Source organism: Pseudomonas sp. 273 (assembly GCF_029201425.1).
Classification (GTDB): domain Bacteria; phylum Pseudomonadota; class Gammaproteobacteria; order Pseudomonadales; family Pseudomonadaceae; genus Pseudomonas; species Pseudomonas delhiensis.
The window spans coordinates 2,722,615-2,736,913 of sequence record NZ_CP116775.1 but is presented as its reverse complement, the minus strand read 5'-3'; the positions used below and the strand labels follow the sequence as shown (position 1 = coordinate 2,736,913).

Here is a 14,299-nt window from a genome sequence, read left to right as displayed (position 1 = left end):
TGGCCCCGCGGAGCACGCTGCTGACCGCGGGGCTTTTTTATGTCCGCTGCGCCATAGGCGCTTTTCGTAGGATGGGTTGAGTTTACGAAACCCATGTGGCCGTGGTGATGGGTATCGCTTCGCTCAACCCATCCTACGACGAAGCATGTCTCCTGCACCTATAGGAGCGAGCTTGCTCGCGAACGGAGTTTCCCGGTGGTGCCGGAGCATCGGGCTGACTCCGCCCCTCTCCCCAGCCCTCTCCCTGAAGGGAGAGGGAGCCGTTCGGCGTGCGCGGATAGCCTGGTTTCAGCCAGAAGCCACAGGAGTGCTCGGGGATTTCAGTGCGCAGAGGACAGTCCCCTCTCCCTTCAGGGAGAGGGTTAGGGAGAGGGCAAGACTGTCCGCCAACACCAGAAACATCATGGATATCCCCCCTTGAGCCCCTCCCCCACCGGCAAGAGCGCTTCCCGGTTGTGCCGGTGCATCGGGCTGACTCTCCCTCTCCCTAACCCTCGGCTGCACCCCGCGACACAGACTCCAAGGCCCTTCAGGAAAAACGAGCACCACCTCCCCCAGCAATCTCCTCGAACATCCACTCAAGCAGAGCACAAATACGCGGATCCGCCCCCATGCCTTGCGGATAGACCAGGTAATAGGCGTATTCCGGCGTAAGACTGATACCGATATCGAACAGGCGCACCAGACGCCCCTCGGCCAAGTCTCGGGCGACCATCGACAACTCGACCAGACCGATGGCGTTGCCGTCGACGACCGCCTGCACTACATGACTCGAATCGCCGAATGCGACCGAACGACTGGCGTCGAAATCATCGACACCAGCGGCCACCATCCACATCGACCAGTTCGGCCAGACCAGACCGTTCACCTCGCAATCGACGTGGCAGAGCATCTCCCCGAGCAGATCGCGAGGCTCACTCAAGCGCCGCTCCGTCGCCAGCAGGCGTGGGCTGCAGACCGGCACCACTACGCTGTCGAAAAGACGCTCGGCGCAGGTGTTTTCGTAGTGACCTGCGCCAAAGCGAATCGCAACGTCCACATCGTCGACCGCGAAGTCGCGAACCTGGTCGGAGATATCAAACGTGAGCTCAAGGTCAGGATGTGCGGTCCTGAAGCCTTCCAGGCGCGGTAATAGCCAGTGAGTGGCGAAGCGGGCGCCCAGAGACACCCGCAAGTGTCCTTCACCACGCTGCATGCGCCGTGCTCTCGCGGTAGCCCGCTGCAGATTGTCGAGAGCATCGGCAGCCGCTTCGAAGAGCACACGGCCGGCAGGCGTCAGCTCGATGCTGCGGCTGCTGCGGACGAAGAGCGTCAGCCCGAGTTGCGCCTCCATCTCCTTGATCCGGTAGCTGACCGCCGCGGGGGTCAACCCCACCTCATGGGCGGCACGGGTGAAATTCAGGTGGCGTGCGGCCGCCTCGAATGTCCTCAGCAGGCGTGTACCCGGTAGAGATCTGCTCATCGATCTTCAAAATTTCCTTGATGATCCATCGGAAACTACTCGTTTCCCCAAGGCACGGCAACGCATCGAGAATAGCCTGGCTTGATATCCATCATCCCAAGGAGCCAGCCCGTGAGCGCCCAATCCTTCGTCCCCCTCGTCCAGCACAACGGCCAACCCGCCACCCGGGAAACCCTGGCGCTGCTGGCCTTCTCCGGCTTTGCCCATTTCACGGCCATGCAGGTGCGCGATCGCCGCATCCGCGGGCTCGACTTGCATCTGGAGCGCCTGCGGATGGCATCACTGGCACTGTTCGGAGTTCCGCCGGAAGAAGAACGGCTTCGCTCCTACCTGCGCGCCACCCTGGAAAACGGCCCGGCAGACCTTTCCCTGACCGTAACGCTCCACTCACCGGCAGGAGAGTTCGTCGCCGAGGATGTTGCCGCGCCCGACGTCCTGACCCGCACCGGGCCGGCGTCATCCGGCCCGCAGGGACCTCTCTCGCTGGCGCTGTTCGAGCACGAACGCTACCTGCCCACCATCAAGCACGTGGGCGAAGGCGCCAAGACCCACCTGCTGCGCCAGGCAGTCGCCCAAGGGTTCGACGATGCGCTCTTCGTAGATCGCCATGGGCGCATCAGCGAGGGCAGCATCTGGAATATCGCCTTCTGGGACGGCAGTACGATGGTCTGGCCACAGGCGGACAAGCTGGCCGGTACAACCATGGGCATCGTCCGACGCCAACTCGCACGGATCGGCATCCCACAGCGAGAACAGGAAATCACTCCAGCCGATTTGCCGGGATTCGCTGGCGCCGCACTGATGAACTCCTGGACACCGGGCGTAGCCGTGCACCGCATAGGCTCGACACTCATTCCGCGAGCCCCGGCCTTCATGGAGTTACTACACCATGTCTACGGACAGGAGCCACTGGTCGCCCCCTGAATCGCCATCCTTTGGCGAAACCTCCCCGATCCTGTGCCATCTTCATAAGGCCCAGGCCCCCGGAGCCCGCCCGCATGCCCGCCCTTCTCACCGCCCACCCGCTGTTCGTCGCCCCTGCCCTGCTACTGCTCGACCTGGCGCTCTGGCGGCTGCTGGCCGAGCAGCCACACGGCTGGCGGGTGGCGATGCGCCTGGGGTTCTTCCTGCTGTTCAGCCTGCTGCTGTTCAACGCCGGCATCAGCCCGCTGCAGAAGGCGCCCTGGCCGGAGGACCTGCCCAGCCACCTGGTGGCCACCGCGCTGCAGATCCTCTGGTGGCTGTTCGGCGCGCGCTGCCTGACGGTGCTGATCGGCGCCCTGCTGCTGCAGCGGGTGGGCCATGCCGGGCGGCTGTTGCAGGAAGTGATAGGTGCGCTGATCTTCCTCGCCGCCATCATCGCCGCCGCCGGCTATGCCCTGGACCTGCCGGTGAAGGGCCTGCTGGCTACCTCCGGGGTGGTCGCCATCGTGCTCGGCCTGGCGCTACAGAGCACCCTCAGCGACGTGTTCTCCGGGATCATCCTCAACACCACCAAGCCCTACCAGCTGGATGACTGGATTTCCATCGACGGCACCGAGGGCAAGGTGGTGGAGATCGACTGGCGCTCCACCTACCTGCAGACCGCCCAGGGCAGCCTGGCGGTGGTTCCCAACTCCCTGGCGGCCAAGGCCAAGCTGCTCAACCTGAGCCGCCCGGCCAACCTCTATGGCGTCAGCGTGGTGCTGGAGATCAGCCCGCTGGTGCGCCCGCGCCCGGTCATCGAGGCCCTGGAGCGCGCCCTGCGCGGCTGCCGCACCCTGTTGCCCAATCCAGCGCCGAGCGTGAGCATCCGCAAGGCCGGCGGCAACGGCGTGGAGTACGAGATGAGCGGCTACGTGGCCGCCATGGGCGAGAAGCGCGAAGTGCGCAACCAGCTCCACGACCTGGCCTTCCGCCACCTGCAGGCCGCCGGCATCAGCCTGCTCAGCGTGCCCGAGGTGCAGGCGGCGCACGCCCTGCTGTCGGGGGCGCGGCGCCTGCTCGGCGAATCGCCGCTGTTCGCCGCGCTGAACGACGAAGAGAAGGACGCCCTGGCCGAGCACATGCGCCCGCGAGCGTTCAAGGCCGGCGAGGTGCTGCTGGAGGTCGGCGAGGTCAGCGACGACCTGCTGATCCTCGAATCCGGCGTGGTCAGCGTGACCCTGCCGCGCGACGCCGGCAGCGTCGAGGCCGGGCGCATGGGCCCGGGCGAGGTCATAGGCGAGGCCGGGGTGCTCAGCCACAGCGGCTGGCAGGCACGCTTCGCCGCCCTGAGCGACGGCCGCCTGTACCGCATCGACGGCCAGGCCCTGCAGCCCTGCCTGGAAGCGCGCCAGGAGATCGCCGAAGCCATGGCCCGGCTGCTCGACTACCGCCAGCAGGCCAGCGCGGCGCTGCTGGTGGAAACACCGGTGCATGCACCGCGCCGCGGCCTGCTGCAGTGGCTGGCGGGGCTGCGCCGCCATTCGTAGGCGCGGATCTTGTCCGTGATTCGTGCCGCGCGAATGGCGCTACCCGGCGGCGGCTGTGCTTCGGATCGGCGCCGCCCCCTCTCCCCAACCCTCTCCCGCAAGCGGGAGAGGGGGCTGTCCGGCATGGGCGGGGAATCCGGCGTCGACCTGTAGGAGCGGGCCCTGCCCGCGATTCGCGCGCAGGGCGCGCTCCTACAGGGGAATGGCGTGGGTGGGGTGGCGGGCGGATCTTATCCGCGAATCGCGCCGGTGGATCCGGCCATCGCGGACGGAGTCCACTCCTACGACCGTGCCTCCTGTGCTTCGGATCCTCTCCCGCAACCGGGAGAGGGGGCTGTCCGGCATGGGCGGGAAATCCGGCGTTGACCTGTAGGAGCGGGCCCTGCCCGCGATTCGCGCGCAGGGCGCGCTCCTACATGGGAATGGCGTGGGTGGTGTGGCGGGCGGATCTTATCCGCGAATCGCGCCGGTGGATCCGGCCATCGCGGACGGAGTCCGCTCCTACGACCGTGCCTCCTGTGCATCGGATCCTCTCCCGCAAGCGGGAGAGGGGGCTGTCCGGCATGGGCGGGGAATCCGGCGTCGACCTGTAGGAGCGGGCCCTGCCCGCGATTCGCGCGCAGGGCGCGCTCCTGCATGGGAATGGCGTGGGTGGGGTGGCGTAGGAGCGGATCTTATCCGCGAATCGCGCCGGTGGATCCGGCCATCGCGGACGGAGTCCGCTCCTACGACCGTGCCTCCTGTGCTTCGGATCCTCTCCCGCAAGCGGGAGAGGGGCTGTCCGGCATGGGCGGGCAATCCGGCGTCGACCTGCAGGAACGGGGAAAGGTTGTGGTGCCGTAGGATGGCGTTGAGCGAAGCGATACCCATCGCCATGGCCGCATGGGTTTCGCAAAGGCTCAACCCATCCTACGAAGAGCAGCCGGGCTCGCGCTTCACCCGCGGCATCTCGATGCCGTGCTGCTTCACCCGCCGGTACAGCGTCGCCCGCGAGATGCCCAGGGCCTGGGCCGCGGGGCCCGGCTGCCAGCGGTGGCGCACCAGGGCGTCGAGCAGGGCCTGGCGCTCGGGGCTGGCGGGGGTTTCGTGGGCCGGCTGGGCGGCGGCACCGCGCAGTTCCTCGGGCAGGTCTTCCAGGCGGATGCTCTCGCCGGAGCAGATGGCGCAGGCGTAGCGCAGCACGTGGCGCAGTTGGCGTACGTTACCCGGCCAGCGGTAGCCCAGCAGGCATTCCAGCGCGGCCTCGCCCAGGCCCAGGCGCAGGCCGCAGCGTGACGCTTCCTCGTCGAGGATGCGGTTGATCAGCGCCAGCTTGTCGCTGCGCTCGCGCAGCGGCGGCAGTTCGAAGCGCGCGCCGCTGAGGCGGAAGTACAGGTCCTCGCGGAATTCGCCGGCGGCCACCAGGGCCGCCAGGTCGCGGTGGCTGGCGCAGATCACCTGGATGTCCACCGCCTGCCGCCGGGCCGCGCCCAGCGGCGCCACCTCGCCTTCGGCCAGCACCCGCAGCAGGCGCGTCTGCAGGGCCAGGGGCATGTCGCCGATCTCGTCGAGGAACAGGGTGCCGCCGTCGGCCTGCTGCAGCAGCCCGCGCATGCCCTTGCGCTCGGCGCCGGTGAAGGCGCCGGCGACGTAGCCGAACAGCTCGCTCTCGATCAGGCTCTCGGGGATGGCCGCGCAGTTCAGTGCGACGAAGGGCTTGTCGCGCCGCGCGCTGGCCTCGTGCAGCTGGCGGGCGAAGACTTCCTTGCCGGCGCCGGTCTCGCCGTGGACCAGCACCGGCAGGTTGCGGTCCTTCACCCGTACCGCCAGGCGCAGGCTCTCGGCCACGCGCGGGTCGAGCCGGGTGGCGTCCGTGGCCGGCATGGCCACGCTGACCGCGCGCCTGGGCGCGCTCAGGCGCACGTGCAGGCCGTGCTCGGCAACGTGGCGCGGGCTTTCGTCGGCGGCGGCGCGCAACAGGTCGAGGTCGAAGACTTCGCCGATGTGCTGCGGCAGTTGCCCGTAGCGCGCCTGCAGGTAGCGCCGCGCCTCCGGGTTCAGCGCCTGCAGGCGGCCGTCGGCGTCCCAGGCGAACAGGTAGTCCGGCTGGCTGTCGACGTAGCCCGGCGCCGCGTGCGCGCGCAGCACCCACTGGCCGCGGGTGCTGTGCATGAAGAAGGCGTTCTCGATCTGCCGCGCGCTCTGCACCGTCATCTGGCGGATCAGGTGCTGGCTGCGGCGGTCGTCGGGGGATTCCACGGCGGACACGTCGAGCACCCCGAGCAGTTCGCCCCAGGGGTCGAACACCGGCGCCGCCGAGCAGGTCAGGCCGATGAAGGCGGCGCGGAAGTGGTCGCGCTTGTGCACTGTCACCGGCACGCCGTTGGTCAGCACCGCGGCCACCCCGCAGGTGCCCTCCTCGCCTTCCGACCAGCAGGTGCCCAGGTACAGCCCGGCGCGCCGGCAGTCGCCGCGGATGGCGGATTCCACGCGGTAGTCGATGGTGCGGCCCTGGGCGTCGGTGAGCAGTACGCAGTAGTCGGCGTCGCGCACCTGGCCGTGCAGGCGCGAGACCTCCTCGCCGGCGATGCGCAGGAAGCTGTCGGCGCGCTCGCGGCATTCCTTGAGCAGCGTCTGGCTGAGGATGCGCGGGCCCTGCAGCGAACCCGGGTCGAGGTGGTGCTGTTCCATCGACCGCCGCCAGGAGTCGAGGATCAGGTTCGGCACCGGGGCTTCGGGCTGGCGCCCGGCGTGGCGCAACACGCGGCTGACGCAGTCCACGTGGGCTTTCGAGTAGGCAGGCAGCATGGGGCCTCCACGGCTCGTTCCTTGTTCTTGTGCCGGTCATTTAAGCCCCGCACCGCCGGCACCACAAGCGCCGCGGACGGCCGGCCCCCGGGTGAGACGCAGCGTCTCGGCGTCTCGCCGGGGCACCGTGCAGGTTGACATGGCGCGTCTCACCCCGCGCCCCGCGAAGCGGCCCCGCAAGTTCGAGCGGGCCGCTCTGGCACGCGCCATTCCGCCCTGCAGGCCGTTCCCTGGCACCGCCCTTGCTCCAGCCCTGGCGACACCGGGACGCCGTCCCGCACCCCACAACAACAACCAGAGGTGCGTCATGTCCGTTACTGCCCCTTCGCAATTCTCCCTGGCCGGCCGGCTCGCCCTGGTCACCGGCGCCGGCCGCGGCATCGGCCTGGGCATCGCCCGCAGCCTGGCCATGGCCGGCGCCGAGCTGGTGATCGCCGACCTCGACCAGGCCCTGGCCGAGGAAGGCGCCGCCCAGGTCCGCGCCCTCGGCGGCCAGGCCCTGGCGCTGACGGTGGACGTCGGCAGCCCGCAGAGCGTGCAGGCCCTGCTCGGCGAGATCGAACGCCAGCGCGGCCGCCTCGACGTGGCGGTGAACAACGCCGGGATCATCAGCATCCACAAGGTCACCGAGCTGAGCGTCGAGGACTGGGACCGGGTGATGAACGTCAACGCCCGCGGCGTGTTCCTCTGCTGCCAGGCGGAACTGGCGCTGATGCGCGCGCAGCGCTTCGGGCGGATCATCAACGTCGCCTCCATCGCCGGCAAGGTCGGCTTCCCGGACCTGGCCCACTACAGCGCCTCGAAGTTCGCCGTGGTCGGCTTCAGCAATGCCCTGGCCAAGGAGGTGGCGCGCGAGGGCATCACCGTCAACGCGCTGTGCCCGGGCATCGTCGGCACCGGCATGTGGCGCGGCGAGCAGGGCCTTTCCGGGCGCTGGGCGCAGCCGGGCGAGAGCGAGGCGCAATCCTGGGAACGCCACCAGGCCAGCCTGCTGCCCCAGGGCGAGGCGCAGACCGTGGAAGACATGGGCCAGCTCGCCGTGTACCTGGCCTGCGCGCCCCACGTCACCGGCCAGGCCATCGCCGTCGACGGCGGCTTCTCGCTGTGAGCGCGGCCATGCCCCTGCGCATCGGCATCATCGCCAACCCGGCCTCGGGCCGCGACCTGCGCCGGCTGACCGCCAACGCCGGGCTCTACTCCAGCACCGACAAGGCCGCGGTGGTGCAGCGCCTGCTCGGCGCCTTCGGCGCCACCGGGGTGGACGAGGTGCTGCTGCCGCCGGACATGACCGGCATCGCCGCCGCCGTGCTCAAGGCCAGCGCCGGCCGCCACGCCCACGACAGCCACTGGCCGCGCCTGGAGTTCCTCGACATGCCGCTGCGCCAGAGCGTGGAGGACACCCGCCGGGCCGCGCGGATGCTGGCCGAGCGCGGCGTGGCCCTGGTCGCCGTGCTCGGCGGCGACGGCACGCACAAGGCGGTGGCCGCCGAGGTCGGCGACATTCCCCTGCTGTGCCTGTCCACCGGCACCAACAACGCCTTCCCGGAACTGCGCGAGGCCACCGGCGCCGGCCTGGCCGGCGGGCTCTACGCCGGCGGGCGCATCCCGGCGGAGATCGCCCTGCGGCGCAACAAGCGCCTGCGGGTGCGACTGCCGGCGCGGGGCATCGACGAGATCGCCCTGGTGGAAGTCGCGGTCTCCCCGCTGACCTTCACCGGCGCCCGCGCCATCAGCCGCGCCGAGGACCTGGCGGAAATCTACGCCGCCTTCGCCGAGCCCCACGCCATCGGCCTGTCGTCGCTGTGCGGGCTGTGGAACCCGGCGTCGCGGCGCTGCCCGCGCGGCAGCTGGCTGCGCCTGGGCCCGCAGGCCGGCGAGGCGCTGCTGGCGCCCCTGGCCCCGGGCCTGCTGCAGGCCTGCGGCATCATCGCCAGCGGCAGCCTGGAGCCCGGCGTGCCGCGCCTGCCGCTGCTGAGCGCCGGCACCCTGGCCCTGGACGGCGAACGCGAGATCGAGTTCGCCGCCAGCGACCGCCCCAGCATCACCCTCGAACTCGACGGCCCGCTGAGCATCGACGTCGAGGCCGCCCTGGCCTTCGCCGCCTGCCATCGCCTGCTGGCCGTTCCTGGCAAGCCCGTGAACCACCCTGGAGAACAACAAGATGTCCACGCTATCGACTGAGCAATTGCTCCACGCCTACCGTGTGATGCGCACCATCCGCGCCTTCGAGGAACGCCTGCACGTGGAATTCGCCACCGGCGAGATCCCCGGCTTCGTGCACCTGTACGCCGGCGAGGAAGCCTCCGCCGCCGGGGTCATGGCGCACCTCGACGACGAGGACTGCATCGCCTCCACCCACCGCGGCCACGGCCACTGCATCGCCAAGGGCGTGGACGTGTACGGGATGATGGCCGAGATCTACGGCAAGAAGACCGGCGTCTGCCAGGGCAAGGGCGGCTCCATGCACATCGCCGACCTGTCCAAGGGCATGCTCGGCGCCAACGGCATCGTCGGCGCCGGCGCGCCCCTGGCGGCGGGCGCGGCGCTGGCTGCCAAGCTCAAGGGCAACCGCGCGGTGGCGGTGGCCTTCTTCGGCGATGGCGGCTCCAACGAGGGCGCGGTGTTCGAGGCCATGAACCTGGCCTCGGTGTGGAACCTGCCGTGCATCTTCGTCGCCGAGAACAACGGCTACGCCGAGGCCACGGCATCGAACTGGTCGGTGGCCTGCGACCACATCGCCGACCGCGCCGCCGGCTTCGGCATGCCCGGGGTGACGGTGGACGGCTTCGACTTCTTCGCCGTGCACGAAGCCGCCGGCGCCGCCGTGGAACGCGCCCGCGCCGGCGAAGGGCCGTCGCTGATCGAGGTGAAGCTGACCCGCTACTACGGCCACTTCGAAGGCGACGCCCAGACCTACCGCGCGCCCGACGAGGTCAAGCACTACCGCGAGACGCGCGACTGCCTGATGCAGTTCCGCGAGCGCACCACCCGCGCCGGCCTGCTCCAGGCCGCGGCCCTGGACGCCATCGACGCCGAGGTGGAAGCGAGCATCGAGGAAGCCGTGGCGCGCGCCAAGGCCGATCCCAAGCCCTCGCCCGCCGACCTGCTGAGCGACGTGTACGTCGCCTATCCCTGACATTCCCGCGCCGAGCGCTTCCCCGTCACCCCCGCGAACGCGGGGGCCCAGCGACTCGGCCCAGAAGAACAATGAGAGGAGAGCCATCATGGCCAGAAAGATCAGCTACCAGCAGGCCATCAACGAAGCCCTGGCCCAGGAAATGCGCCGCGACCAGACGGTGTTCATCATGGGCGAGGACAATGCCGGCGGCGCCGGCGCACCCGGCGAGGACGACGCCTGGGGCGGCGTGCTCGGCGTCACCAAGGGCCTCTACCACCAGTTCCCCGGCCGCGTGCTGGACACCCCGCTGTCGGAGATCGGCTACGTCGGCGCCGCCGTGGGTGCCGCCACCCGCGGCCTGCGCCCGGTGTGCGAGCTGATGTTCGTCGACTTCGCCGGCTGCTGCCTGGACCAGATCCTCAACCAGGCCGCCAAGTTCCGCTACATGTTCGGCGGCAAGGCGGTGACCCCGCTGGTGATCCGCACCATGGTCGGCGCCGGCCTGCGCGCCGCCGCCCAGCACTCGCAGATGCTCACCGCGCTGTGGACGCACATCCCCGGGCTGAAGGTGGTCTGCCCGTCCTCGCCGTACGACGCCAAGGGCCTGCTGATCCAGGCCATCCGCGACAACGACCCGGTGATCTTCTGCGAGCACAAGCTGCTCTACTCGATGCAGGGCGAGGTGCCGGAAGAGCTGTACAGCGTGCCCTTCGGCGAAGCCAACTTCCTCCGTGACGGCGACGACGTGACCCTGGTGACCTACGGGCGCATGGTCCACCTGGCCATGGACGCCGCCGCCAGCCTGGCGCGCCAGGGCGTGTCCTGCGAGGTGCTGGACCTGCGCACCACCAGCCCGCTGGATGCCGACAGCATCCTCGAAAGCGTGGAGAAGACCGGGCGCCTGGTGGTGATCGACGAAGCCAACCCGCGCTGTTCGCTGGCCACCGATATTTCCGCATTGGTCGCCGAACAGGCCTTCGACGCGCTCAAGGGGCCGATCCGCCAGGTCACCGCGCCGCACACCCCGGTGCCCTTCTCCGACGCCCTGGAGGACCTGTACATCCCCAGCGCGGCGAAGATCGAGGCCACGGTGCTGGAGCTGGTGCAAGGGAGGAAGGTGGCATGAGCCGGATCCATACCCTGACCATGCCCAAGTGGGGCCTGTCGATGACCGAAGGCCGCATCGACGCCTGGCTCAAGCAGGATGGTGAGGCCATCGAGAAAGGCGACGCGGTGCTCGACGTGGAGACCGACAAGATCAGCAGCAGCGTCGAGGCGCCCTTCTCCGGCGTGCTGCGGCGCCAGGTGGCGCGCGAGGACGAGACCCTGCCGGTGGGCGCGCTGCTCGGCGTGGTGGTCGAGGGCGAGGCCAGCGAGGAAGAGATAGACGCGGTGGTGGAGCGCTTCCAGGCCGAATTCGTCCCCGGCGGCGACGGCGAGGCCGACAGCGGCCCGGCGCCGCAGAAGGTCGAGCTGGACGGCCGCGTGCTGCGCTACTTCGAGCGCGGCGAAGGCGGCGTGCCGCTGCTGCTGATCCACGGCTTCGGCGGCGACCTCAACAACTGGCTGTTCAACCACGAGGCGCTGGCCGCCGGGCGCCGCGTCATCGCCCTCGACCTGCCGGGCCACGGCGAGTCGGCCAAGGCGCTGCAGCGCGGCGACCTGGACGAGCTGAGCGGCGCGGTGCTGGCCCTGCTCGACCACCTGGACATCGAGCAGGCGCACCTGGCCGGGCATTCCATGGGCGGCGCCGTGGCGCTGAACACCGCGCGCCTGGCGCCCCGGCGGGTGCGCTCGCTGGGCCTGCTGGCCAGCGCCGGCCTGGGTGCCGAGATCAACGGCGGCTACCTGCAGGGCTTCGTCGAGGCCGGCAACCGCAACGCCCTCAAGCCGCAGTTGGTGCAGTTGTTCTCCGACGCGGCGCTGGTCACCCGGCAGATGCTGGAAGACATGCTCAGGTTCAAGCGCCTGGAAGGCGTGGACGCGGCGCTGCGCCAGCTCACCGGCAAGCTGTTCGCCGACGGCCGCCAGCAGGTGGACCTGCGCGGCGTGCTGGAGGCCGGCGGGCACCCGGCGCTGGTGATCTGGGGCGAGGCCGACGCCATCATCCCGGCCAGCCACGCCCAGGGCCTGAGCGCCGAGGTCCACGTGCTGCCGGCGCAGGCGCACATGCTGCAGATGGAGGCAGCCGAGGCGGTCAACGCCCTGCTGCTGGACTTCCTCGAACGCCATTGACCGACGAGGGCCCGGCCGCGCGGCCGGGCCCCGGGAGACAACCATGACAATCACCCCCAACAGCATGCGCGCGGCGGTCTGGCACGGGCGCAACGACATCCGCGTGGAAAGCGTGCCGCTGCCCGGCGAGCCGCCGCCCGGCTGGGTGCAGATCCGCGTGCACTGGTGCGGCATCTGCGGCTCGGACCTGCACGAGTACGTCGCAGGCCCCGTGTTCATCCCGGTGGAGGCGCCGCACCCGCTCACCGGCATCAAGGGCCAGTGCATCCTCGGCCACGAGTTCTGCGGCGAGATCGTCAAGCTCGGCGAGGGCGTCGAGGGCTTCGCCGCCGGCGAGGTGGTGGCCGCCGACGCCTGCCAGCACTGCGGCACCTGCTACTACTGCCGCCACGGCCTGTACAACATCTGCGAGAACCTGGCCTTCACCGGGCTGATGAACAACGGCGCCTTCGCCGAATGGGTGAACGTGCCGGCCAACCTGCTGTACAAGCTGCCCGACGGCTTCCCGGCCGAGGCCGGCGCGCTGATCGAGCCGCTGGCGGTGGGCATGCACGCGGTGAAGAAGGCCGGCAGCCTGCTGGGGCGCAACGTGGTGGTGGTCGGCGCCGGCACCATCGGCCTGTGCACCATCATGTGCGCGAAAGCCGCCGGCGCAGCCCAGGTGATCGCCCTGGAGATGTCCTCGGCGCGCAAGGCCAAGGCCCGTGAGGTCGGCGCCAGCCACGTGCTCGACCCCAACGAGTGCGACGTGCTGGCAGAGGTGCGCAAGCTCACCCATGGCCTGGGCGCCGACGTCAGCTTCGAGTGCATCGGCAACAAGCACACCGCCAAGCTGGCCATCGACGCCATCCGCAAGGCCGGCACCTGCGTGCTGGTGGGCATCTTCGAGGAGCCCAGCGCGTTCAACTTCTTCGAACTGGTGGCCACCGAGAAGCAGGTGTTCGGCTCCCTGGCCTACAACGGCGAGTTCGCCGACGTGATCGCCTTCATCGCCGACGGCCGCCTGGACATCGCGCCCCTGGTGACCGGGCGCATCGAGCTGGAGCAGATCGTCGAGAAGGGCTTCGAGGAACTGGTGAACAACAAGGAGCACAACGTGAAGATCATAGTGACGCCACGGGCGGCCTGACCTCCGACCTTGGGCCGCAGGCGACGGCCCGGCCCCGGCGCCAGGCTGGGGCTTTTTTTGTGTGCATCGGTGCCCAAGCAGGGCCTTGGGTGTTTGCTGCAAGCCCGGCAGCCCTCACCCCAGCCCTCTCCCAGAGGGAGAGGGGGCCGTTGGGCAGGGTTTGATGTTATGGCGTTAGCCGGCAGCCTCGGCGCGTTGGAGTGCGCTGATATTTCCGTGTTAGCCGGCTTGTACCGAGTTGCCGGCTGACACCAAATCCTCTCTCGGCACGGACTAGCCCCCTCTCCCTCTGGGAGAGGGCTGGGGTGAGGGTTGCGGACTCCCCCTCAAAGCGCATCGTGAAAGATGACACCCAATGTAAACCGCTCCCCCCAAAGCAACCGGCTGACCCCATGCCGCATGTTCACCCGGTAATCCCCGCGGGCACCCCGCACCGGCCGCTGCGAGACGGCGAACAGCAGCGCATCGCCCTGGCGCAGCGGCACCACTTCCACCCGCGATTGCATGCGCGGGCGCTGTTCGGCGAGGACGAATTCGCCGCCGGTGAATTCCTCGTCCGGTTGCGACAGCAGGATGGCGACCTGCAGCGGGAAGGCCAGTTCGCCGTACAGGTCCTGGTGCAGGCAGTTGTAGTCGCCCGCGCCATAACGCAGCAGCAGGGGCGTGGGCCGCAGCTGGCCGGCGGCGTGGCAGCGTTCGAGGAATTCGGCGTGCCGCGCCGGGTAGGCCGGGGCCAGGCCCAGGCGCTGTTGCCAGGCGTTGGCGATGCCCGCCAGGGGCGGATAGAAGGCTTCGCGCAGGGTCTGCAGCGGCGCCGGCAAGGGATAGGCGAAGTAACGGTATTCACCCAGGCCGAAGCCGTGGCGGGCCATGACCACCCGGCTGCGGAAGGGCTGGTCACGGGCATAGAGGGCCCGCAACCACTGGCATTGGCGCCGGTCGAGCAGGCCGGGGACCTGGGCGTGGCCGTCGCTATCCAGCTGCGCGGCCAGGGCCGGCCAGTCCAGGGCGGCGATGCGCTCGGCGAGTGAGGACATGGGCGGGCTCCGAGGGGCGATGCCGCCAGTCTAGGCAAGCGGCGCGCCGGCGTGCGCCCCGATGCCGGCTTTCAAACC

General features: G+C 69.7%; 11 protein-coding genes. 8 read left to right on the top strand and 3 right to left on the bottom strand.

The window, feature by feature from the left end; all coding sequences use genetic code 11:
• Positions 1-529 precede the first annotated feature (529 nt).
• On the bottom strand, positions 530-1,462 hold the full coding sequence (gcvA, locus tag PKO50_RS13015; RefSeq protein ID WP_275629939.1) for a transcriptional regulator GcvA: 933 nt from the start codon (positions 1,460-1,462) through the stop codon (positions 530-532).
• Positions 1,463-1,573: 111 nt separating this feature from the next.
• Here gcvA and PKO50_RS13010 point away from each other — a divergent pair, with 111 nt between their 5' ends.
• Both PKO50_RS13010 and PKO50_RS13005 read left to right on the top strand, forming a co-directional pair.
• Entirely contained in the window at positions 1,574-2,386 is an 813-nt protein-coding gene (locus tag PKO50_RS13010; protein ID WP_275629938.1) for an aminotransferase class IV family protein, read from the top strand.
• A 74-nt stretch (positions 2,387-2,460) separates the two neighbouring features.
• Positions 2,461-3,915: a mechanosensitive ion channel family protein gene (locus tag PKO50_RS13005; protein WP_275629937.1), complete on the top strand. Its 1,455-nt coding sequence runs from the start codon at positions 2,461-2,463 to the stop codon at positions 3,913-3,915.
• A gap of 909 nt (positions 3,916-4,824) precedes the next feature.
• On the opposite strand, the gene PKO50_RS13000 is transcribed toward PKO50_RS13005, so the two are convergent.
• Positions 4,825-6,702 carry a sigma-54-dependent Fis family transcriptional regulator gene (locus tag PKO50_RS13000; RefSeq protein ID WP_275629936.1) on the bottom strand — a complete coding sequence of 626 codons (1,878 nt, stop codon included), beginning with the start codon at positions 6,700-6,702 and terminating at the stop codon, positions 4,825-4,827.
• A 307-nt stretch (positions 6,703-7,009) separates the two neighbouring features.
• Between PKO50_RS13000 and PKO50_RS12995 the strand changes: the two genes are divergently transcribed.
• From PKO50_RS12995 to PKO50_RS12970, 6 genes are all read left to right on the top strand, one after another.
• Entirely contained in the window at positions 7,010-7,810 is an 801-nt protein-coding gene (locus PKO50_RS12995; RefSeq protein WP_275629935.1) for an SDR family NAD(P)-dependent oxidoreductase, read from the top strand.
• Positions 7,807-8,883, top strand: coding sequence for an NAD(+)/NADH kinase (locus PKO50_RS12990; protein ID WP_275629934.1), 1,077 nt, complete (start codon positions 7,807-7,809; stop codon positions 8,881-8,883). The genes PKO50_RS12995 and PKO50_RS12990 overlap by 4 nt, the downstream gene beginning before the upstream one ends.
• Positions 8,864-9,838, top strand: coding sequence for a thiamine pyrophosphate-dependent dehydrogenase E1 component subunit alpha (locus PKO50_RS12985; protein ID WP_275629933.1), 975 nt, complete (start codon positions 8,864-8,866; stop codon positions 9,836-9,838). The genes PKO50_RS12990 and PKO50_RS12985 overlap by 20 nt, the downstream gene beginning before the upstream one ends.
• An 88-nt stretch (positions 9,839-9,926) precedes the next feature.
• Complete coding sequence (locus PKO50_RS12980) at positions 9,927-10,946, top strand: alpha-ketoacid dehydrogenase subunit beta (protein WP_089393460.1); 1,020 nt, start codon at positions 9,927-9,929, stop codon at positions 10,944-10,946.
• Positions 10,943-12,055 carry an acetoin dehydrogenase dihydrolipoyllysine-residue acetyltransferase subunit gene (locus PKO50_RS12975; RefSeq protein ID WP_275629932.1) on the top strand — a complete coding sequence of 371 codons (1,113 nt, stop codon included), beginning with the start codon at positions 10,943-10,945 and terminating at the stop codon, positions 12,053-12,055. Before PKO50_RS12980 ends, PKO50_RS12975 begins: the two co-directional genes overlap by 4 nt.
• Positions 12,056-12,119: 64 nt before the next feature.
• Positions 12,120-13,184, top strand: coding sequence for a 2,3-butanediol dehydrogenase (locus tag PKO50_RS12970; RefSeq protein ID WP_256596017.1), 1,065 nt, complete (start codon positions 12,120-12,122; stop codon positions 13,182-13,184).
• A 326-nt stretch (positions 13,185-13,510) separates the two neighbouring features.
• On the opposite strand, the gene PKO50_RS12965 is transcribed toward PKO50_RS12970, so the two are convergent.
• A complete protein-coding gene (locus PKO50_RS12965) occupies positions 13,511-14,221 on the bottom strand; it encodes a 2OG-Fe(II) oxygenase (protein ID WP_275629931.1) in 711 nt (236 codons plus the stop codon).
• Positions 14,222-14,299: the final 78 nt, after the last annotated feature.